Source organism: Enterococcus sp. SB12 (assembly GCF_030910025.2).
Classification (GTDB): domain Bacteria; phylum Bacillota; class Bacilli; order Lactobacillales; family Enterococcaceae; genus Enterococcus_B; species Enterococcus_B faecium.
Genome location: NZ_CP175675.1, coordinates 2468975 through 2491480 on the forward strand (window position 1 = coordinate 2468975; position 22506 = coordinate 2491480).

Below are 22506 nucleotides of genomic sequence, written 5' to 3' on the forward strand. Positions count from 1 at the left end.
TGAAATTCCCTCCTATTAGATTAAGTTTGTGATGTCTAAAACTTCTGGTTGTTGTGCTGCATGTGGATGTTCTGCTCCACCGTATACGTTCAATTTTGTAAATTGTTTGCGGCCTAAAGTGTTTTTAGGAAGCATACCTTTTACAGAAGTTTCGATCAAACGACGAGAATTTTTAGCACGCAATTCGCCAGCAGTGATTGATTTCAATCCTCCTGGGTAGTTGCTGTGACGGTAATAAATTTTGTCAGTCGCTTTTTTACCTGTTAATTTCACTTTGTCTGCATTGATGACGATGACGAAATCGCCAGTATCCAAATGAGGTGTGAAAGTTGGTTTATTTTTACCACGTAGTACAGATGCAACAACTGTTGAAAGACGTCCCAATGGAACATCAGTTGCGTCTACTACATACCATTTACGTTCTACTTCGCCTGGTTTGGCCATATATGTTGTACGCACGTTATTTTCCTCCAATTTAAGTTCTGATGTTTGACATACACTTCGAGTTTCCGGGGCTCTTTGTGGGGCAAACAATACCATTTAACATATTACCCGCTAATCTAGCCAATGTCAACGTTTTTCTGCTTGATTGAAAAATTTATATGAAACTTTACTTCTTTGTCTTTCTTTTATATAAAAGGGGCGTTTCCTGCCAAAATGAAAAACAAAAAGAGGCTGTGACAAAAGTCTTGTCACAACCTCTTTTTTTAAATAAACAGTGTTATCCTGCCAACTCCTCGGTCACAAGTCACAATATCCATAAAACATAAGAAGCTGTTTTTTAAAATTGTTTCTTGTGACTCGGAGCTGAACGGCAGGCTTACAACCTCTTGGTAAACGGTGTTCAATCAGCTGACCCTCGGTATTAGCTCAAAAAACGGCAAAATATGAGGAACTATTTTGACGTTTGTTTCTCTAATACTCAGGTCAAAACGCTGATTTCACAACCTCTTTTTCGGTCAAGTTCAACAACAGTTTTTACGCGTCGATCTCTGGCGCTTTGCCCAAATGAGCTTGGATCATCCAGATACGTTTTTCTGTGGCTGTTTTGAATTCGATAAAGATATCTTGTGTTGGATCGTCGCCTTCTTCTCCAGAAACTTCGATTCCTTTTTGGTAAAGATCTGCTAGATAACGATAGCCTGCAACAAGTGTTTCCAAACGTTCTGGAATAGTACGATCCCAGCGGCCAATTTCATCAGGGATTTTTGTGTTATCTGCAAATTCACGCAATGTAGAATAAGGTGAACCGTCTAATGTGATCAAGCGTTCGGATACTTCATCTAACTGAGCGTTCAAATCATCCATGAACTCATCCATCATTGGGTGCAATGTAAGGAAACCTGGTCCTCTCATGTACCAATGTGTTTGGTGAACAACAACAGACATTTGGCTTAGATCTGCAACTAATTGATTTAATACTTCTTTGGTTTGTTGGAATTTCATCTTTCATGCCTCCTAACATTTTCTTACACTTAAAATAATAGTAGACTTTCAATGAAAAGTACAACAAAATCATTTACCTGAGAACGATTTTCAGTTCGCTTTTTTATCCGTAAAGCCAATCATTTTTCAGAATCAGCTAATTCTTCTCGCAGTTGTGCAAATTGCTGATAAGTCTGTGCTAAATGCTTTTGTGTCGAAACAAATAATGGATAGATTTTCTGATATTTTTTATGATCAGTTTCTTGTACTCCAACTTGCTCTTTCAATTCTATCAATTCCTGTGCTTCACTGATACTTTGAATCTTTCCGATGCTTCGCCAGCCTAAAATCACAGCTCCTAATGCGGATGCTTCTGTGACAGTAGGGAAAACAAGCGGGTAACCCAGTACATCAGCCATCATCTGACGAAAAATCGGAGATTGAGCAAACCCGCCTGTAGCACGGATCTCTGTGAGCTGATTTTCTTGGCAAACTCCTTTTAAAATCCGATAAAGATTGAGACAGATCCCTTCTAGAATCGCCTTCATCATTTCTTTTTCTGTATGTTGCCGCTGTAAGCCGATAAAACTGCCAAACGCATCTGCGTCCCAAAGCGGTGCTCGCTCACCAAGCAAATAGGGATGAAAAATCAGACCATTGGCACCCGCTGGCACAAAAGCGATAGCCGAAAGCAGTGCGTCATATGGATTTTCTCCTTTTTCTTTAGCAGATTGAACGACTTCCTGTAAAAATGTATGCCCTGCCCAATCAAAGATGCCAGCACCATTGCTAGTCGCTCCTCCCACTACCCAATGTTTCTGATCCAGAACATAACAAAACGTCTCCATTTCTGGATGGAACTGAGGCTGAGTAGTAATAAAACGAAGTGCTCCGCTCGTTCCTACGGTCAAAGCGGCGATCGTATCACCAAAAGCACCTAACCCTAGATTAGAAAGCGGCCCGTCTGCCCCTCCCAAAACAAATGATATATCATTTGGCAAACCTAGTTCTGCTGCTGTTTTTGATGGTAGACCTGTTACTTGATAGGTGGAAGGAAAGACTTGCGGCAATTGCTCTATTCGAATGTTCAAGTAGTCAAGCACTTCTTCTGCCCATTGGAATTCATGGATATCAAAATATCCAGTTCCTGAAGCTGTTCCGTAGTCGCTGATCAGTTCGCCAAACAATCTATAAAAGATATAGTCTTTGATACCGACAAAATAAGCAGTTTTTTTGAATAATTCAGGTTGGCTGTTTTGCAGCCACTTGATTTTGTTCAATGGTGTCATTGGATGAATCGGCGTCCCAGTCTGCCGATAAAATTCTTTGCCAAGCACGGTATATTTCAGTTTTTCTGCTTCGTCCGCTGCTCGGTTATCTGCCCAAGTGATCATTCGAGATAACGGTGTTTTCTCTTCATCCAACAATATCAGGCCATGCATCGCAGAGGAGAAGGAGACAAATTGAATGATTGTGTCTGAAGGCAACTGTTTAATTACTTCTTTTATAACGGTGCAGACACCTTGAAAGATCAATTCCTGATCTTGTTCTGCCATCCCTTGTGTTTCTTGGATCAAAGGGTAGCGAAAATAAGCGGATGCTACTTCTTGGGCTTCATCTGTGAAAGCAACTGCTTTGGTTTGTGTGGTTCCGATATCTAATCCGATTGAAACGTTCATTTTTTCACCTCAAATTTTATGTATGTACAAAAATTTAGTTTAAGCTTGCGTATCTTGGTTTTGAAAAGGGGGAGATGGCGTGTTACTTTATTTTATCATTGGTTGCTGTATCGGATCATTTTTATGTTTAACCGCCCAGCGGATTCCGTTAGGTCACTCTATTATTTATCCTAGATCTCATTGTGTCAAATGCTGTCGTTCGCTTTCTTGGTATGAATTGATTCCGATTCTCTCGATCATCGTCCAACGATTTCGCTGCCGCTATTGCAGGTGTCGGTTGCCCTTCTACTATTTGTTGGCAGAAGCCTTATGTGGTGGTCTTTTTGTCTGGTTCTTTACTTTTTCTTCTGCAAGAAATTATTCGACGTTCATATGGATGCTTTCGGCTTTGCTATTTTCGTTGATGGATTTATTTTACTTCATGGTCCACTCTCACACGCTATTCTGTTCTTGGGCAATTTTATGGATTTTTTGGTTGCAGGTCGGCGTCTTCCAATGGCAAAGTGTGCTGTTAACGTTTATCGTAGGCGGTGTGTGCCTTCGCTATGGTCAATCCTATCTCGGAGCTGGTGATACTCTGTTGATGCTTTCTTGGAGTGGTGGCTTGTCTCTGGAAGAGTTGCTTCAGATCTTGTTTCTTGCTAGTCTGTTTGGAATATCCGTTTTTTCTGTTTACTTTATCTGTCATAAAAAAAAGATGGAAAAACTGCCTTTCATTCCTTTTTTGAGCAGTGCGTTGCTGATCGTCCTTCATCTTAGGTATTGAAAAAAGGTTGTGACAAACGACTTGTCACAACCTCTGATATACGGTGTTCCATAAGTAGCTTTTTCGGCTTCTTATTTCTTGACGCCCCAATGTCGACGAAGGAAACCTGCACGTCCAGAACCTTCTCGATAAAGATTGTAATGGAGCTTGTTTTTCTTGTAATAATCCTGATGGTAATCTTCTGCAGGATAAAATTCGCTTCTTGGTTCGATTTTTGTCACGATTGGCTTATCGAATCGCCCGCTGTCTTGCAATGCTTGTTTTGAACGCTCTGCAATATTTCGTTCTTCTTCATCATTATAGTAGATCACTGGACGATAAGAATCACCGCGATCAGCGAACTGTCCTAATGCGTCAGTCGGATCGGTTTGCTGCCAATAGATTTCCACCAACTGATCATAAGAAATAACTTCTGGATCATATTCGATCTCTACTGCTTCTGTATGCCCTGTTGTGCCTGTTGTTACTTGTTCATAAGTTGGATTTGGTACATGCCCGCCAGTATAACCGGATGTCACAGAAATGATCCCTGGCTGCTCTTCAAATGGTTTGACCATACACCAAAAGCATCCGCCTGCGAAAACTGCTTTTTTTGTCATATAAAATCCTCCTTTTTTCTCATCATACCTTGATTTCCAAAAGGAGGATAACGTTTTGCTTGTGACAGAAAAAACGGAAACTATTATATACGTGATACGGCTTCTGATAAATGCCAAAACGAACGTACTTGATCAAAAACGGTTAAATCAGGAATCACATATTCAGCAGAAGGAAGATTTATGTTTTCACCTATTCCCAATACATGCATGTTACCAGCCAAAGCTGCTTGACAACCAGCTTCTGAATCTTCAATGACCAAGCATGCATTTGGCGGTACATTCAATTGCTGTGCTCCTTTGAGAAAAACTTCTGGATCAGGTTTTGCTTTTGATACTTGCGTGCCGTCAATAAGGACATCAAAATAACTTGTCAAATTCGTTTTTTCTAAAATGAGGCGTGCATTTTTGCTTGCTGATCCCAATCCGATCTTGATGTTTGTTTTTTTCAAGTACTCAAGAACAGCTATTGCACCAGGCAAAACGGATGTTTCATCCATTTTTTGAATCGCTTGAAGATATAGATTGTTTTTTTGCTCAGCAAAGGCTGATTTCTCTTTTTCTGAGAATTTCTGTTCCATTTTTCCAAATGACAGCAATCGCTCTAGTGACTCGGTTCTGGATATTCCTTTCAGTTGCTCGTTTTCTTTCTCAGTGAATGGAATGGACAGCTGGTTAGCTAAAACCAGCCACGCTTCGTAATGATAACGAGCTGTGTCTACAAGAACGCCATCTAAATCGAATAGTGCTGCTTTGATTTTCATCGATTACCTCCTTGAAAATGAACGACTTGAAGTAAAGATGCGATGTTTTTAGCTGTGCGATGAAGATTATCAGTGGCTTGCTGTAAAGCTTCTTGTAAAGGCACAGCTGCAGGAAGGATCGGAAAAACGGCCGAAATGCCAACATCTGCTGCTTTTTCGCTTCCTTTACCAACACTTCCGCAAATAGCTATCACAGGAACGCCCTCTGGTACTCTTCTAGCAATCCCAACTGGCGCTTTTCCTTTTAGACTTTGTCCATCTAGACGTCCTTCGCCTACGATTACGAGGTCTGCTTGCTGTACCCGTTTATCGAACTCCAGTAAATCCAATACGTAGTCGATGCCAGAGACTATTTTCCCTGAAGCAAATGCTAACAGTCCTGCACCCATTCCACCACCAGCACCACTGCCCGATGCCTCGATTACTTGAGGGGCAAATCTCATATAAAAATCATGCATGGCTTGGTCAGCCACTGCTAATTCATTTTCTTTCAAGCCTTTTTGTGGTCCGAAAACAAAAGAAGCGCCTTCTTTTCCGCATAAAAGATTAGTAACATCAGTAATGACAGTGATTTTGGCTTTAATCAGCTCAATAGGCACGTTCGTTTTATCAACTGTAGCAATTTTACCTAGATTTTCTCCCAGTGCTTCTACTTTTTGATTATCTTGATCATAAAAAGCATAACCTAGACCTTCCGCCAATGCCGATGATGATGTGTCGAACACCTTGTTGCAACAATTGTCGTATCAGTTCTCCTACTCCTCGCGTGGATAACCTAAGTGGCTGTCGTTGGTTTAGTGGGACATCTTTCAATCCGACGATTTCTGCCATTTCAAAAATCGCAGTTTGACCGTCTGAAGCGTACTGGATTTCTTTGTTTTTGCCAAATGCATTAGTAACGACTGCTGTTTGCCGCTTCAACCTTAAACTGTCTGCTAATGATGAAACCGTTCCTTCTCCTCCATCGCCTATAGGTAGCAGATCATATTCAGCCTGAACAAAAACTTCTTGAAAACCTGATTGAATGGCTTGTGCTGCCTCTAAGGCTGTCAGACTTTCTTTGAAAGAATCTGGCGCAATCAGAATACGCATTATTTTCCCCTCCGTTCCAAGATCAGTTCTTTTTCCAGCTGGTATTGGTCTCCATTGACAAAAATAGGTAATGTTTCTTTCGTCTCTTTTTTTATTACTATTTGTTTTTTTGTCAAAACAAATAGTAACCTGTGATTTTTCCAAATAAAAGGAAAAGAATTTTTTTCCCATGCTGAAGGAAGTCTTGGAGAAATAGAAAGAGTTCCATTCGTTACTGTAATACCTGAAAAACCAAATATAACTGCTAGCCATAGTGCTCCTAATGAAGCAGCATGAATTCCGTCATCTGATGAATGCGGATCTGGTCCTAAATCAATCAGGCACGCTTCTTGGAATAAATGATACGCCCATTCCATTTCTTGGATACGGCAAGCCTCTATGGCGTGAATCGCTTTACTCAACGATGAGTCGTGGATCGTTTTGTTTTCATAGTAATGCAAATTCTTAGAAACGATTGGTTGAGAAAAATACTCAGGTAATAAGTATAACAGCATGACAAGATCTGCTTGCTTGCTGACTTGGAGTTCATTTACTTCGCTACGGGCATAATCAAGTAAAATAGACTGGCTGCCAGGACGTTCTTTGTAAGTGGTCAAATCAATAACTGGCTTACTGAGATACGTGTCATCTTGCGGAATCAGCTGTTCTTTGTTAGGCACTGGCAAATATAACTTGTCTAAAAAATTTTGACATTCTTTCAAAAAAAGCGGATCGCCAGCTTGATATTTAACAGCTAAGGCCACATTATAATGCGCCAGATAGTTCGTATATGCATTATTGTCGATATATTCTGTGTATTCATCTGGACCAATGACTCTGTGTATCTCTAAATGATCATCGACTTTTACAGCTCTGCTCAGCCAAAAAGCTGCTGTTTCATGAATGAGCGTTTTTCCCTTTGGTGTTAGTATCAAATCTTAGACAGCTTTTCGTAGAGACAAGAATAAATTAAACTTATCTACGAGAGGATGAATTTTTATGACCCGATATGAAGAAAATTTTAAACAAATGATTGTTGAACTGAATCAAACTGGACGTTCTGTTCGAGGGTTAGCGAAAGAATATGGCTTATCTGAAGCAACGATTTACAAATGGAAGAATTTATATTTACCTGATCAGTCCACAGGACTGACTGGAAAAGAAGTAGCTGAACTGAGAAAAGAAAATGCTCGTTTAAATGAGGAACTTGAAATCTTAAAAAAAGCCGCAGCCATATTCTCTCGGAAAACCTAAATTCGCTTGTTCAATTTATTGAAAAATGGTGTAAGGATTACACTGTTTCTTTGTTGTGTCGGTTATTAGAAATCCCTAGAAGTGTCTATTATTTTTATAAGAATAAACCGTTGACAGCTACAGAAATCAGAAATAATAAGTTGAAAAAGAAGATTTCAACAATTTTTTTACGAATAAACAACGCTATGGTGCCACAAAGATCCATCAAGTTTTATTAAAAGAAGGGATTTCAGTATCTCTTAAACATGTCCAAAAGCTAATGAAACAATTAAATTTAAGGTCGATTGTAGTTAAAAAATATAGACCTCAAAGGTCTAATAAACCGATCATTTCAAAAGAGAATCTCTTAAATCAGGACTTTTCTACTGAAACGATCTGTGAGAAATGGGCAGCTGACATTACGTACATTCCTACTAAGAAAAATGGTTGGTGTTACTTATCTTCAATCATGGATTTACACACGAAAAAAATTATTAGTTATACATTTTCAAAACGAATGACTGTGGATTGTGTCATTCAAACATTGAATAAAGCAAAAATACATTATCACATTCCAGAAGGAATGATTCTACACACTGACTTGGGCAGCCAATACACAGCAAGAGAAGTGGAACAATGGCTTAAAACCAACAAAATAAGGCATTCTTATAGTAGAAAAGGAACACCTTATGATAATGCTGGAATCGAATCTTTCCATGCCTCATTGAAAAAAGAAGAAGTCTACACGACTAGCTACTCAGATTTTGAAGAAGCAAATCGAGCGCTATTTAGCTACATTGAAGGATTTTATAACCGAAATCGAATCCATAGCTCGATTCACTATCTAACCCCACAGGAATTTGAAGAATTAGCAAAAGAAAAAATGGCTTAACCGTCTCTACTAAAATGTGTCCAAGATATTGACTCAAATCCACTAACGCTTTTCTGGGCTTGGGCAATACTTTTCTTAAACGGGTCTGTTTGCTGAAGAGAGGTAGAGAGCACGATGATCTTCTCCAGCGTAAAGGACGTATTTTTTCTGATCTTTTCTGAAAAGGAAGCGGTGATCCGGCGATTTTTTGCTTGGAATACACCTGCTTTATTGAATTTAGCTGCAATCCCAATATCAATTTTACTTTCTGTTGTCTGGTAGGATGCACTGATCAAATCGTCACCAAATACTCGCAGTTCTTTTTCAACCAACTGCTGTGTACCAAAATTGGTTTGCTGTCCATCGATACCCGTTTTCACATCTACTTGGCAGTCTTCGGTCAACGGCTTGATGACCACTTTCAGGGCTGCCTGATGGAGATTATTTTGATCAGCAACACGACAAGTAATGACTTCCACTTTTTTTCCTTGAGCAGTTTCAATGAGCGCATAGCGTTTAAGCTCTCCCATTTCTAAATCTAGTGCCCGCTCGTATGCAAGAACTTTCATCGTCTCAAGAGAAAAATGTTCACCGTCGATTTTTATTTCCCATCTGATGACATCTGGAAGATTCACTAACTCGGCTGATTCTGCTCCTAAAGGTCGGTTATATACACCAGCTGCAAACATTCCCCTTACTTGATTCCGATAGTCTTCCTCCTGGCTTCCTCTGATACCAAAAAATCCATTTCCAATGGTCATCTGACTCGCATACTTATTGATATACTCTAAATCAAATTGTTTTTCTTCTACTTTCATAAGGTAATAACTTCTCCTGTTTCTGCCGAACGATATAAATTTTCCACCAGATTCTGGATGACATATCCTTGCCAGCCATCTGCAATCATCTGAGTCTGGTCACCGAGCGCCCGATTCACAAAATGATCCATACTTAGTTCATGTGGGTCATTAACTGGTGTGGTCTTTTGTAAGGAAACCAGCTTTCCATCTACATCTTCGAATAGTTCGCCTGGATACAGATTAGCACCTGCCTGATCGCCACAAAAAGCCACATTCAGTTTGTCTTCTCTGACATTCAAAGCAAACGAAGTATTCAGTTGGATGATCTTGCCGTTTTCTAATTCCAGTGTGCCAAAAATTGCATCTTCTACTGTGAATTTGCTTGGATCCCATTTCCCGAATTTCCCTGAATTTTTTTCGTACCAATTTTTTGGAAGCTGTACGCCCGAACGTTTTTTACTTTAGGAAATCCAGTAATATACATCGCTGTATCAAGCATGTGAATGCCATAATCGATCAAAGGCCCGCCTCCTTGAAGTTCTTTGTCGATAAACGTTCCCCAGCCTGGAACACCAGACCGACGAAGCGCATTCGCTTCTACGTAATAAATATCCCCGAGAACATCAAGATAATTCTTGATCATTGTTGCTTCGTCAGAAAAACGATGCTGGAATCCATAAGCCAAAATCTGCCCGTTTTTATCGGCTGTCTCTGCCATCTTTCTTGCTTGATCAGCTGTCATAGCTGGTGGTTTCTCGCACATCACTGAAGCATTAGCTTCGAGGGCAGCCAATACATGTTCGAAGTGAAAGCGATTGGGTGTACAGACACTCACGATATCGGGAGAAATCTCATTCAGCATTTGTGTAACTGATGTATACGCATGAGAAAATCCTGTACGTCGGCAAAAGTCTTCTGCTCGCTGGCTGACTGGATCAACCACAGCGGCCAATTCTAAGACATCTGATCTTTTTTGATAATAAGCAGCATGTACTTTTTCTGCTACTTGTCCAGCGCCTATGATTGCTACTTTCTTCATTTATTTCTCCCTCCTTTGCTTATTTACTTATTGTTTTTCTTTCTCTAAATCATTTAAATGACGCGCTGTTTCCAGACAGTTTTTCAAGTATTGCAATGATTCCTGATAAATTTTCACTTCATTTTCTCCTCGCAAACGACATTCATATACCATATAACCTTCATACTCATTTTGAAGTAGCGTTTGAAAATGGCGAGTAAAATCAATTGCGCCAGATCCTGGTTGGTAGCGATGATTATCTGCTAAATGGATATGACCCACATACTCTTTTTGCGTAGTCAATGCTTTTGAAATATCATCTTCTTCAATATTCATATGATAAAAATCAGCGATGATCTGCACATGTTTCAATTGATTAGAGTCAATATAATGACGCGCATCCGCTAACAAATTGATCATATGGTCTTGGTATCGGTTCAAAGGCTCCAAATAAATAACCGTACCTGTTTCTTCGGCTACTTTATCTAAATAACGAAGTGATTCGCTGACTGCTTTATAGTCTCCTTCTTTGCTTCGGGGTGAAACCATCGGCGGTAATCGATAAGTGAACATTCCCCAAGCTGCTGGGATAACGATTCCTTTGCCGCCAACCTCGCTTAGTGCACGCAAAATCTCAGCAATTTGACGTACACCATTAAGACGCCGTTCTTCGATGAAGTCACCGATCCACCCATCGTATCCGTTACAAGCTGTCACTACTGGGATCCCTGTTTCTTTGATTGCCTGTTTGACTGTGTCGATATTTTCTATTAACAACTTACCATCGATTTCGTATTCTTCAAATCCACAGTCTTTGATAAATCTAAATTTTTCTAAAATGTCTCTTGGGAAAAATGCTTGATCTTGCGTACCGAATTTCATTGTTCTCCTCCTTGTACTTGAACACCCATTTTGATACTTTTTTCTGGGTGCTGATCTACATAACGCATGTAAGCTTCTGCGCTTTCTGCAAATGGCACAACTGGATCAATGATTTCTTCACAATCCAAGTAACCGTTCATCAATAATTCCCAACATGTGTCCTCGATTCGTTTACGGTTCCATCTTGGGTAATCTGGGTTTGGTTCACTAGATGCTCGAGCAAAGACGATTTTTGCATTATTGAAATGTGCTTCGCGACCAAGATTAAACCCAGCTGGAAAAGGTTTAGCAAAGGCAACATAAGAAATGATCCCGCCATAGCCGATCCCTCTTAAAGAAGCTTGTAATGCGGCAGCACTGCCACTCGTTTCAATAACTGAATCTACTCCACGTTTATCTGTCAATTCCTTTAGACGAAAACCGATATCTGCTTTCATAGGATCTAGCGTGTAATCGGCACCGTATTTTTCTGCTAATTCTCTACGCTGCGCTATGGGATCGATCCCAACGATGGTAGTAGCACCTGCTTTTTTAGCTAATTGAATCGCAATTTGCCCGATAGCGCCTAAACCGAAAATTGCTACAGCATCACCTGCTCGAACATGTGCTTCCCGGATACCACCTAAAGCGAATTGAGCAGGATCGTAACATACTGCATTTTTCCATTGATCCAACCGATCAAGTTTACGTAGTTTATAATTATCAACACCGTTTGTAATTAGTGTTTCACGAATGGGTCCATAAGTGCAGACTAACTCTCCTTTTTGATACTCTGTCACCAAACTGCCCGTTTCTTCGATCGTACCGACAATCATATTTCCTAATTGAAATTCGCCAAATACCACACCGCGTTGGCTTCCTTCTTCTCTTGGCAAGAATAGGCGCCATTCTTCTGAAAATTCTTCATCGATAAATGGACTTAATCCTCTAAAGTCGACAATTTCTGTTCCTGGTTTTGGAGTAGCGAAAATTACTCGGATACGTACTTCGTTCTTTTCGATCTCACGGTCTTCGTAATCTTTGAATCCGGCTATTCTTGGTTCTAATGCAACTAATTTTTTCATCTTTTCTTTCCTCTTTCTTTTCTTTTTATCCTTTTACGCCGCCTTCGACTAAATCCCCTTTAATGAATCGTTCAGATAACGCATACATAATGATGACTGGTAAAGCGGTCACCAATGAAGCGGCCATCATTCGTCCCCAAATGTAGTCTGGTGTACTGAATAATGTGTTCAAACCGATTGGTAAAGTAAATTTTTCGAAGGTCGACAGGAAAATCGAAGCAAATAAATAATCATTCCACGAAACCATAAAACAATAAACGAAGACAGAAATGATTCCAGAAATAGCCAATGGTATAATGATCCGAATAATGATTTGGATCCGGCTAAGACCATCGATCATTGCTGCTTCTTCAATATCAGTCGGAATCGTGTCAGAATAACTTTTTAGCATGAATATCGCAGTAGGAAGTGTTTGAACGACCATCGTGATAATCAGTGCTGTATTGGTATCATACAAACCTAGACTGGAAATGATTTTAAATAATGGAACAACGATCAAAATACCGGAAAACATATAGACGGTATAAAAGCTAGCATTGATTTTCGAGCGAGCTTTGAAGCGTAGTTTTGACAAAGCGTATGCCCCGCTGATCCCAATCACTACTGCAGTTACGGAGGCTATCGAGGAGATCACTAAACTATTTTTGAAATACATGATGAATGGAAAAATCTCAGCATTGAAAATATCCTGATAATGTTCAAAAGTCCATTCTTTCGGAAAAATAGTTTGTGTCGTTGCAATTTCTTGTGAATCCTTGAATGATGTCATCAGCATGATCAAAAATGGAAACAAATTGACAGCTAATAGCAACAAAATCGTCGCGTAAAATAAGATTTTCCTGCTCTTTTTATTTTTCATTTCAAGTCCACCTTCTTTCGTGAGAGCAAGACGACCGCTGCAATAATGATGAACAATAGAATCGATATAGCTGCTGCTTTTCCAAGATCATTGAACGCAAAGGCTGTCTGATACAAATAAACGCCTAAGATATTGACTTTATTCGTCAGTAGATAGACATCTGTAAACATATAGAACATCCAGATAGATCTTAAAACAATCACAGTTGCTAGTACTGGTTTGATTGCCGGCAGTGTCACGATCTTGAACTTCTGCCAAGCATTTGCACCGTCCATTTCAGCTGCTTCATAAAGCGTTTTGTCGACTGTTTGCAAAATAGCCAAAAATGAAATAAACGCATACGGATAGTATCTCCAGATCGCAAACAAAACGACCATAAAGAAGCTAGCAACTGGCTGGTCGAACCACAGCGGTGCTTCGTTGAAAAGCTGCAACCTATCTACTAACAGATCATTGACGATTCCATAACTATTATTGAACATATATTTCCAAGCAAAAATCAAAGAAATAGATGGCGTAACATAACTTAATAAAATCAGTGAACGCACCGTTTTCCTAAATCTGAACTTGCGGTTAAGCAAAATAGCTACGGCTAATCCTAAAGCTGTACTGCCTGCTACAACTAAGAATGTGTAAGCAACTGTTAAACCTAAAGAACGATAAAATTCACTATCACTTAAAATTTCAAGATAATTGCTTAATCCGATAAAAACGGCGTCTAAGTTAGGATTCAGCGGCATATCGAAAAAACTGATCTGAATATTGGAAAGCATTGGAATCAGCACTAAAACAGCTAATAAAAGCATGCTTGGTGCTAAAAGTCCCATGGCTAATTTTAAGTCAGAATGTTTCCTTGGACGATTCATTGAAACCTCCCCCTGATAATCTGCCAATAGCTATCTACTTTTTTCGAACACCATTGGCAGAACTTCTTGTTATTTCGTATTTTTTTGTGCGTCAGCTAAAGATTGATCGACATCTTCGTTTCCGACAGTTACTTGGTTCACTGCTTTTCCGATCACACCTGAGCTTGTGATATCTCCCATTTTCGTGAAATTCTTTTCCCCGACTAGTCCAAAGACTTGTACTTCATCAAAAGCACTAGCAATCTCAGATGGCAGCTCGCCAAAAGACTTGATGACTTCATTTTCTTTGTAACCATCCAGTTCGACTACTTGTTTATTCACTGGTTGAGCACCACCAGGAGACATCAAGACCCACTTTTCCATGTTTTTCGGTTGAGATAAGAAAGCTGTGAATGCTTCAGCAGCCTCTTTTTGTTTCTCGTCTAGACCAGAAGAAATCGTCAATCCAGATACTGTGCCATAGACAGCTTGATCTTCTTGTGTTGGGATAGCAAAACCGATATTTTCTGAGTTCCCCGCTTCATAAACAGAAGGCAAAATGTAAGTTGAATAGATTGCCATTGGTGCTGTTCCATTCATGAAAGCATCTTTGATTTCTGTCACATCATTAGAGCCTGGCATCGTGTATTGGGATAAGTTTTGATAAAACGACAATGCTTCTCTCATCTTTTCCGTATCGATCGTTACCTCGCCTTCATCATCCAAAACATTTGCTCCATTTGACAAAGCAAATTGAGAGAACGCTTGCTCACTCATTGTTCCTTCAGCAGTAGGCATAGCAATTCCATATTGTTTATTCTCTTTATATGTGAAATGTTGAGCAATTTTTAAAATATCATCCCAATTTTCTGGTTCTGAAAAACCAGCTTCTGATAATTTTTCTTTGTCATACCAAATACCTTGAACCCAGCCGCTAATTGGTGCAGCAATATAGCTTTTTCCATCTTCTGAACGAACAAGGTTTTTGGCTCCGTCATAATAATTATCTTCTCCAGCTTCCTCGATAACGTTTTGGACTGCCGTCTGATCAATCAGTTCATCTTTATCCATCACTTTAGCAAAATCCTGACTGACTTCCATTACTTCTGGTAATTTACCGGAACGAGCTAACGTAACGATTTTCGTATTGAACGCTGATTCTTCTACCGGCACTTGCTTGATTTTGATGTCTGGATTTTCTTTTTCAAAATCAGCAACCAGTTCATTGATCACACTTAATCGTTCCTGTTCGACAGAAGAGTGCATGAATTGAATCGTTGTCTGTTGTGATTCGTTAGATCTTTGACTTTCACCACAAGCAGTAAGAAGAAATCCAGTAGCTAGCAGACAGGTAGTAACAATAATTTTTTTCATTTTTTTCCACCTCTTATTTTATTATTTTCAGCCACATATATTCATACGGCTGGAATATCAACTTTCGTTCTTGACTGCAATGGATAATTTGTCCAGAAAACAGGTCTAGGTAATCTCCTTTTGGTAAAAGATAACCTGCTGATTGATTGGAAAAATTATGGATAACTAAGACTTTCTCTTCCTTCGCTTCGCGAATAAAACTGATAAAAGAATCTGCTGAGTCCAGTAAGTAAATCAAACTATTCGGATGGAAGGCTTTTTCTTTTTTTCGAATAGATAGCATCTGGGTCAATTCACCATATACTGCTGTTCTTAATGGATCTGTCTGCAACTCTTTCTCAATATCTGCTAACAAAAATTTTTGCCGATTGATTTTTCGATTCTCTCCTGTTTTTTCTACGCCTTTGTAATCATTTCGACTTCCCATCACACTTTGAATATAAATTGCCGGCACGCCTGGTAACGTTACCAAAAATGAATGAGCTGCTAAAAAGCGTTTGCTTCTCCATTCCGTCGTATCTGTTGGAGAACTTAACGCATCTAGATACGTAGCGTTTATCTCATATGGACTGGTCGTTCCATCTGGGTTTTTCTTGTAGTTTACTCGGGCACCCTCTTTCTTCAGCTGTTCCACTAATTCAAGGATCGTTGTTTCTGGCAAAATACCTCGTACCGGATTCAATCCGATACCGTCATGGGAGGCTAAAAAATTAAAAAAAGTTATTTTTTTCGATGCGAAATCGATGGTTTTTAACCATTCTTTCAACTTACTTGTATTACCCGAACGAATCGCTTGAAGGGTCAAAGGTGGTAGCGAAAACTGATAGACCATCTGTGCTTCATTCCTGCCATCGCCAAAATAACTAATATTATCTTTATGTGGCACATTTGTCTCGGTGATCAATACCGTTCCTAGAGCTGCTTCATCAACGATTGCACGGAATAACTGAATAATCTTATGCGTTTCTGGCAAGTGTATACAAGAAGTTCCTAGTTCTTTCCATAAAAACCCCACAGCATCCAAACGAATAAATGAAGCGCCTTTTTCTAAGTAAAACAAAAGAATATCGATCATTTTCAATAAAACTTCTGGGTTTTTAAAATTCAAATCTACTTGATCTTCGCTAAAAGTCGTCCATACATGTTTTTCTTTCCCGTTTTTGTCGATGAAAGTTGTAAGTAGTGGACTAGTCCTTGGTCTAGTCACGCTGCTTGTATCTGTATCCAGTGGCAAATCAATAAAAAAATCTTTGTACGTATCATTCAAGTTTAAATATTCCTGAAACCAAGTACTTTCGGCAGACATATGATTGCAGACAAAGTCGAACATTAACCGTGTTTCGCTTCTCATTTCTTCTATATCTTCCCATGTGCCCAAACGGTCGTTGATTGCCTGATAATTTACAACGGAGAAACCATCATCAGATGTATATGGGAAAAATGGCAAGAAATGTACAACACTAAATGTATCTGCCAAATACTTTTGATAAAATTTCTTAAATGTACGCAAAGTTGGTTGCTGCTCTTCAAAAAATTGCTCCCCATAAGTAATCAAGAAAATATCTTCTTCGTCCCAATGCAGTTTGCCTGCCTGGCCTTTCTTCTGCTGATAATCACTGACTTTTTGTTCAATCATAGAGGCGGTTTTCTCAGCCAAATCTGAGTCGCGATAAATCGCTTGTAAAAGTTTTGTATACATCGGATTCCCCTTTCTTTTTTTGGGAGCGTTCCCAACGATTTGATCATATTATGGAAAACGCTTACTGTCAATAGCATTTTTTTAAATAATTTTGATATACAAAAAAATACAAATAAGAAAGCTTATGTATCAATAGTTAATAGCTTCTTAAAAAAATATGGTCTCTCATGATCATGCAAGCTATTCCTAAATTTTCAAAATCATAGACAAAAAAGAATGTCTATTGTACTATGGAATTATTCTAAAACGCTCCCAAAAAGGAGGTGCATATAAAATTGAAACCTACTATTTATGACATTGCGAACAAAGCCAATGTCTCCAAATCAACTGTCTCCAGAGTATTAAATAACCAGCCAAATATCTCTGATAAAGCAAAAGCAAGTGTACTTCAAGCAATCAAAGAATTGAATTATGAACCGAGCAAAATTGCAAGAGGACTGTCAGGAAATGGTTTTGACGCGATTCTAGCATTATCTCATCGTACTTCTCATACGACCTATGGCAATCCTTTTTTTTCAGATGTTATTCAATCCATTTCTGCCGTTTCTGAACAAAATAACTTCGACTTGATTCTACAAACGGCAAAAACACCAGAAGAAGAGCTAGAAAAATGCGCGAAAAAGATCCAAGAAAAAATGATTCGAGGAATTATTATTTTAAGCTCTACGATGGATGAAACACTTCTTTTTGAATTGGATCAATACAATATTCCTATTGTGGTAATCGGAAAAGTCGGAAACGACTACACGAACATCTACTCAGTGGACACGGATAATTTCCAGGATAGTTACGATTTGGTGGAAACACTGATCAAGAATGGACACCGTCATATCGGCTGTCTCCATGCTCCGACAGAAGTTTATGTATCCAATGATCGTCTCAATGGTTACCGTCAATGCTTATTTGATCATCACCTAGATATCCGTAATGAATGGATCATAGACGGCGGCTTTCGCTTAGAAGACAGCATGGCAGCAATGAATGATTTAATGAAGCTGCGAGAAAGACCAACTGCGATTTTTTCTACCGATGCATTAAAATCATTGAGTATTTACAAAGTTGCAGAACAAACTGGAAAGCAGATACCTGATGATCTTTCGATCGCAGGATTCAGTGATCCCTTATTGTCCTCCCTATTTTCGCCACAGCTGACTCGGATAGACATTCCAACAAATCAGTTAGGAATCAAAGCCACAGAACTTTTATTCCAATTGATCCATCACCAATACCCAGAAGAAAAAAGAATCATTCTTTCAACCGAGATTACTCTCACAGATTCGATCCAACAACAAGAAATGTAGGGCAGATTTATAAAAGAACAGAAACACTGAGGATAAGTCAGTTACTCTGTTCTTTTTTCAATCACTCACCCCCCATTACCCCCTCCCGGTATTTTAGCGGATTTTTCTTTATTTTCCATCTGTTTTAGATAGCTGTGGATAATTATAATGTTTGTGTTAAACTATTTTTTCCACAGGGAAGAAAAAACTATTTTTAACCACGTTGTGTATAAGTTTTTATAGTTCATTTTTTCAAACTCATTTACCCTTATTTCAATCCATGTTATTTGGGGATACTTATCTCTAAAACATAAATAGAATAACAGACATGTCTACTGGTTTTGTTTTATTCGAGGAATTATTCAATAATAGCTAGCAAAATATTAAAAATAACCGCTCTATCTTCCCATGAATTTATTTTGCATTCAAAAAATGATCTATCTTTACTTTTGTTGATTGACTTCTCTTGGAAGATGATCGTTCCGATACCTTAATGGGATACGAATCGATGTTGTTAAGATCCTTTCCCACTTTTCTTCTAGTTAGACAAATTATTTTAGAAAAACCAAAAAAGAGGTTGTGACAGTAATTTGTCACAACCTCTTTTGTAAAATATCTATTTTGTTTGATTGTTCATTGCGTCTTCTGCAGCCATTTGTGCTTCAATATCTGAAATACTGTAGACATTTTCGCTTGCTACACCGACTTCTTTTGGTTCCATGTCACGGTAACGTTGCATACCAGTACCAGCTGGGATGATCTTACCGATGATAACATTTTCTTTCAAACCAAGAAGAGGATCTTTTTTACCGCGGATCGCAGCATCCGTCAAGACACGAGTTGTTTCTTGGAATGATGCAGCAGATAAGAAACTATTTGTTTCTAATGATGCTTTTGTGATACCTAGCAAGACAGGTCGAGAAGTTGCAGGAACGCCTCCTGAGACTAGCGTATTGTAGTTTTGATCTTTAAAGTCTGCGATGTCTAATAATGTACCTGGTAAGATATCTGTATCACCTGGATCCATTACACGAACTTTACGCAGCATTTGACGAACCATTACTTCGATATGCTTGTCGCCGATTTCTACCCCTTGCATACGGTAAACACGTTGTACTTCACGAAGCAAGTAGTTTTCAACAGATAATACATCGCGAACTTGCAACAATTGTTTTGGATCGATTGATCCTTCTGTCAATGGCGCACCACGGTGGATCATATCGCCTTCTGCTACTTTCATACGTGCTGTATAAGGAACAGTATACGTACGTGTATCTGTTTTTCCTTTGATTGTTACTTCTTTGGTACGTGTTGCAGGATCTTCTGAGATATCGATGACATCCCCTGTTACTTCTGTGATCACTGCTTGCCCTTTCGGATTACGTGCTTCAAAGATTTCTTGGACACGAGGAAGACCTTGAGTGATATCGTCTCCGGCAACCCCACCCGTATGGAATGTACGCATCGTCAACTGAGTACCAGGTTCACCGATTGATTGAGCGGCGATCGTACCAACTGCTTCTCCGACTTCAACGTCAGAGCCAGTTGCAAGGTTGCGTCCGTAACAATGTTTGCAGACACCATGTTTTGTATTACATGTGAAGACAGAACGGATTGTCACTGTTTCGACACCTGCATCAACGATTTGTTTTGCGATGTCTTCGGAAATCAATTGGTTTCCTGCAATGATCAATTCATTTGTTTCAGGATGACGTACTTCTTTACGAGTGTAACGTCCCACTAAACGATCTTCTAATGATTCGATGATTTCATTTCCTTCACGGATTGCTTGGATTTCAAGACCTCGGTCAGTACCGCAATCTTCTTCACGAATGATTACATCTTGGGCCACGTCAACCAGACGACGAGTCAAGTAACCTGAATCGGCAGTCTTCAAGGCTGTATCGGTCATCCCTTTACGAGCCCCGTGAGTTGAGATAAACATTTCCAAGACGGATAGTCCTTCACGGAAGTTCGAAATGATTGGCAATTCCATGATTCGACCATTAGGAGCGGCCATCAAACCACGCATTCCGGCAAGCTGTGTAAAGTTGGAAATGTTCCCACGAGCTCCAGAATCAGACATCATGAAGATTGGGTTTTTCGCTTCCAAACCTTCCATCAGTTTTTGTTGGATGCTGTCTTTTGCAGCGTTCCAAACAGCAATGACACGTTCATAACGTTCATCATCTGTAATCAGACCACGACGGAATTGTTTTGTAATAGTTTCAACTTGTTTATGGGCATTTTCAATGATTTCTTGTTTTTCATTCAGTACACTGATGTCAGCGATCCCTACTGTGATACCGGCATGTGTTGAATGTTTATACCCTAAGTCTTTCATACGGTCAAGCATCTTAGAAGTTTCTGTTACTTTGAATCGTTTGAAGACTTCTGCGATGATGTTTCCTAAGTTTTTCTTCTTGAACGGTAATACTAATTCTTGCTCTTTGATATGTGCAGGAATATCAGTACCAGCTTCAACAAAGTATTTGTCCGGTGTTTGGACGGTCAAGTTGAAGTCTGTTGGTTCATTCAGATAAGGGAATTCAGGAGGCATGATCTCGTTGAAGATGATCTTACCAACTGTTGTGATCATCGTACGTTCTTTTTGCCATTCAGTAAATGGTTTTTCACCTAATGAGTTAGGGTTCACACCGATACGTGAATGTAAATGAACATATCCGTTGCGCCATGCGATAACGGCTTCGTTTTGATCTCTGAAGACCATTCCTTCGCCTTCGCGTCCTTCTTCTTCCATTGTCAAGTAGTAGTTACCTAGAACCATATCTTGAGAAGGAGTAACAACTGGTTTACCATCTTTAGGGTTCAAGATGTTTTGAGCAGCTAACATCAACATACGTGCTTCTGCTTGTGCTTCTTCATTCAATGGCACGTGGACAGCCATTTGGTCTCCATCGAAATCGGCATTATAAGCTTCACATACAAGTGGATGCAAACGGATTGCGCGTCCTTGTACTAAAACTGGTTCGAATGCTTGGATACCAAGTCGGTGAAGCGTAGGTGCCCGGTTCAGCAATACTGGGTGTTCCTTGATTACGTCTTCTAAAACATCCCATACTTCGTCTTCTTGACGTTCGATTTTACGTTTCGCATTTTTGATGTTTGAAGCTAGTTCGCGTTGAACAAGCTCACGCATCACGAATGGTTTGAATAATTCGATAGCCATTTCTTTTGGAAGTCCACATTGGTACATCTTCAAGAAAGGTCCAACAACGATAACAGAACGACCGGAGTAGTCGACACGTTTACCTAGCAAGTTTTGACGGAAACGACCTTGTTTCCCTTTCAACATATGAGAAAGAGATTTCAATGGGCGGTTACCTGGTCCAGTAACTGGACGTCCGCGACGACCGTTATCGATCAATGCATCTACTGCTTCTTGCAGCATACGTTTTTCATTTTGAACGATGATTCCAGGTGCATTCAAGTCTAACAAACGTTTCAAACGGTTATTACGGTTGATTACACGACGGTAAAGATCATTCAAGTCACTTGTTGCAAAACGTCCACCTTCTAATTGAACCATTGGGCGTAAATCTGGTGGAATAACAGGGATAACGTCCATAACCATCCAGCTTGGTTGATTTCCTGAAGCGCGGAATGCTTCTAAAATATCCAAACGGCGGATTGCACGTGTACGTTTTTGTCCTTGTGCAGATTTCAATTCTTCTTTCAATTCGGCTGCTTCTGCATCTAGATCAACATTATCAAGTAATTGTTTGATCGCTTCTGCACCCATAGCAGCTTGGAATTCTTGTCCATATTGTTCACGTTTTTCGCGATATTCGCGTTCTGTCAACAATTGTTTTTTCTCTAAATTCGTATTTCCTGGTTCGATGACTACATATGAAGCAAAATAAATGATTTCTTCCAAAGCGCGTGGGCTCATGTCTAATACAAGACCCATACGTGAAGGAATCCCTTTAAAGTACCAGATATGTGAAACAGGAGCTGCTAATTCAATATGTCCCATGCGTTCACGGCGAACTTTCGAACGAGTAACTTCCACTCCGCATCGATCACAAACGATTCCTTTATAACGGATACGTTTGTATTTTCCGCAGGCACATTCCCAGTCTTTTGTAGGACCAAAAATCCGCTCACAGAACAACCCTTCGCGTTCAGGTTTTAAGGTGCGATAGTTAATCGTCTCAGGTTTTTTTACTTCACCGTAAGACCAGCTTCTGATTTTTTCGGGAGAAGCCAAACCTATTTGCATACTTTCGAATTTATTTACATCGATCAAAAGGGGTTCC

The 22506-nt window shown here is 39.5% G+C and carries 14 protein-coding genes and 5 pseudogenes; 3 read left to right on the forward strand and 16 right to left on the reverse strand.

The window, feature by feature from the left end:
• Positions 1–15: 15 nt before the first annotated feature.
• The 3 genes from rplM to RBL01_RS12305 form a co-directional block, all read right to left on the reverse strand.
• Positions 16–444 (reverse strand): 50S ribosomal protein L13, encoded by a 429-nt coding sequence (rplM, locus tag RBL01_RS12295; protein ID WP_002323724.1) that lies wholly within the window; start codon positions 442–444, stop codon positions 16–18.
• Between the two features lie 534 nt (positions 445–978).
• Entirely contained in the window at positions 979–1446 is a 468-nt protein-coding gene (locus tag RBL01_RS12300; RefSeq protein ID WP_002297290.1) for a Dps family protein, read from the reverse strand.
• Positions 1447–1565: 119 nt separating this feature from the next.
• Complete coding sequence (locus tag RBL01_RS12305; RefSeq protein ID WP_002307792.1) at positions 1566–3104, reverse strand: gluconokinase; 1539 nt, start codon at positions 3102–3104, stop codon at positions 1566–1568.
• A gap of 79 nt (positions 3105–3183) precedes the next feature.
• On the opposite strand from RBL01_RS12305, the gene RBL01_RS12310 reads away from it, so the two are divergent.
• On the forward strand, positions 3184–3870 hold the full coding sequence (locus tag RBL01_RS12310; protein WP_002318809.1) for a prepilin peptidase: 687 nt from the start codon (positions 3184–3186) through the stop codon (positions 3868–3870).
• A 71-nt stretch (positions 3871–3941) separates the two neighbouring features.
• Here the strand turns inward: RBL01_RS12310 and msrA are convergent, their stop codons facing one another.
• The 4 genes and pseudogenes from msrA to RBL01_RS12330 form a co-directional block, all read right to left on the reverse strand.
• Positions 3942–4469, reverse strand: a complete 528-nt coding sequence (msrA, locus tag RBL01_RS12315; RefSeq protein WP_002288119.1) for a peptide-methionine (S)-S-oxide reductase MsrA — start codon at positions 4467–4469, stop codon at positions 3942–3944.
• A gap of 83 nt (positions 4470–4552) precedes the next feature.
• A complete protein-coding gene (gene pgmB, locus RBL01_RS12320) occupies positions 4553–5230 on the reverse strand; it encodes a beta-phosphoglucomutase (protein ID WP_002288121.1) in 678 nt (225 codons plus the stop codon).
• Positions 5227–6322, reverse strand: a pseudogene (locus RBL01_RS12325) (glycerate kinase). The gene pgmB and the pseudogene RBL01_RS12325 overlap by 4 nt, the downstream one beginning before the upstream one ends.
• A pseudogene (locus tag RBL01_RS12330) lies at positions 6322–7230 on the reverse strand (glycosyl hydrolase family 65 protein); the annotation flags it as partial. The pseudogenes RBL01_RS12330 and RBL01_RS12325, both read right to left, overlap by 1 nt.
• A gap of 70 nt (positions 7231–7300) precedes the next feature.
• On the opposite strand from RBL01_RS12330, the pseudogene RBL01_RS12335 reads away from it, so the two are divergent.
• Positions 7301–8426, forward strand: a pseudogene (locus RBL01_RS12335) (IS3 family transposase).
• 11 nt (positions 8427–8437) lie between these two features.
• On the opposite strand, the pseudogene RBL01_RS12340 reads toward RBL01_RS12335, so the two are convergent.
• The 8 genes and pseudogenes from RBL01_RS12340 to RBL01_RS12375 all read right to left on the reverse strand — a co-directional run.
• Positions 8438–9223: pseudogene (locus tag RBL01_RS12340) on the reverse strand (glycoside hydrolase family 65 protein); the annotation flags it as partial.
• Positions 9220–10244: pseudogene (locus tag RBL01_RS12345) on the reverse strand (Gfo/Idh/MocA family protein). The pseudogenes RBL01_RS12345 and RBL01_RS12340, both read right to left, overlap by 4 nt.
• A gap of 27 nt (positions 10245–10271) precedes the next feature.
• Positions 10272–11105 (reverse strand): sugar phosphate isomerase/epimerase family protein, encoded by an 834-nt coding sequence (locus RBL01_RS12350; protein ID WP_002373846.1) that lies wholly within the window; start codon positions 11103–11105, stop codon positions 10272–10274.
• The gene (locus RBL01_RS12355) at positions 11102–12169 is read right to left on the reverse strand and encodes a zinc-dependent alcohol dehydrogenase (RefSeq protein ID WP_038809159.1); all 1068 of its coding nucleotides are present in this window, start codon (positions 12167–12169) and stop codon (positions 11102–11104) included. The genes RBL01_RS12350 and RBL01_RS12355 overlap by 4 nt, the downstream gene beginning before the upstream one ends.
• Before the next feature lie 25 nt (positions 12170–12194).
• Complete coding sequence (locus RBL01_RS12360) at positions 12195–13028, reverse strand: carbohydrate ABC transporter permease (protein WP_307780963.1); 834 nt, start codon at positions 13026–13028, stop codon at positions 12195–12197.
• Positions 13025–13894: a carbohydrate ABC transporter permease gene (locus RBL01_RS12365; protein WP_002302347.1), complete on the reverse strand. Its 870-nt coding sequence runs from the start codon at positions 13892–13894 to the stop codon at positions 13025–13027. Before RBL01_RS12365 ends, RBL01_RS12360 begins: the two co-directional genes overlap by 4 nt.
• 69 nt (positions 13895–13963) lie before the next feature.
• Positions 13964–15247 (reverse strand): ABC transporter substrate-binding protein, encoded by a 1284-nt coding sequence (locus RBL01_RS12370; protein ID WP_038809161.1) that lies wholly within the window; start codon positions 15245–15247, stop codon positions 13964–13966.
• Positions 15248–15260: 13 nt separating this feature from the next.
• A complete protein-coding gene (locus RBL01_RS12375) occupies positions 15261–16946 on the reverse strand; it encodes an alpha-amylase family glycosyl hydrolase (RefSeq protein ID WP_002318801.1) in 1686 nt (561 codons plus the stop codon).
• A 275-nt stretch (positions 16947–17221) separates the two neighbouring features.
• Here RBL01_RS12375 and RBL01_RS12380 point away from each other — a divergent pair, with 275 nt between their 5' ends.
• Entirely contained in the window at positions 17222–18247 is a 1026-nt protein-coding gene (locus tag RBL01_RS12380; RefSeq protein ID WP_002300082.1) for a LacI family DNA-binding transcriptional regulator, read from the forward strand.
• A 595-nt stretch (positions 18248–18842) separates the two neighbouring features.
• Here RBL01_RS12380 and rpoC read toward each other — a convergent pair.
• On the reverse strand, positions 18843–22496 hold the full coding sequence (gene rpoC / locus RBL01_RS12385) for a DNA-directed RNA polymerase subunit beta' (RefSeq protein WP_002295965.1): 3654 nt from the start codon (positions 22494–22496) through the stop codon (positions 18843–18845).
• Positions 22497–22506 lie beyond the last annotated feature (10 nt).

Bases quoted from the DNA above. Each gene is read 5' to 3' on its own strand.
- RBL01_RS12360 (WP_307780963.1), bottom strand. From the start codon at position 13,028: ATGAAAAATAAAAAGAGCAGGAAAATCTTATTTTACGCGACGATTTTG.
- RBL01_RS12350 (WP_002373846.1), bottom strand. From the start codon at position 11,105: ATGAAATTCGGTACGCAAGATCAAGCATTTTTCCCAAGAGACATTTTA.
- RBL01_RS12370 (WP_038809161.1), bottom strand. From the start codon at position 15,247: ATGAAAAAAATTATTGTTACTACCTGTCTGCTAGCTACTGGATTTCTT.
- rplM (WP_002323724.1), bottom strand. From the start codon at position 444: ATGGCCAAACCAGGCGAAGTAGAACGTAAATGGTATGTAGTAGACGCA.
- RBL01_RS12375 (WP_002318801.1), bottom strand. From the start codon at position 16,946: ATGTATACAAAACTTTTACAAGCGATTTATCGCGACTCAGATTTGGCT.
- RBL01_RS12355 (WP_038809159.1), bottom strand. From the start codon at position 12,169: ATGAAAAAATTAGTTGCATTAGAACCAAGAATAGCCGGATTCAAAGAT.
- pgmB (WP_002288121.1), bottom strand. From the start codon at position 5,230: ATGAAAATCAAAGCAGCACTATTCGATTTAGATGGCGTTCTTGTAGAC.
- RBL01_RS12365 (WP_002302347.1), bottom strand. From the start codon at position 13,894: ATGAATCGTCCAAGGAAACATTCTGACTTAAAATTAGCCATGGGACTT.
- RBL01_RS12305 (WP_002307792.1), bottom strand. From the start codon at position 3,104: ATGAACGTTTCAATCGGATTAGATATCGGAACCACACAAACCAAAGCA.
- msrA (WP_002288119.1), bottom strand. From the start codon at position 4,469: ATGACAAAAAAAGCAGTTTTCGCAGGCGGATGCTTTTGGTGTATGGTC.
- RBL01_RS12300 (WP_002297290.1), bottom strand. From the start codon at position 1,446: ATGAAATTCCAACAAACCAAAGAAGTATTAAATCAATTAGTTGCAGAT.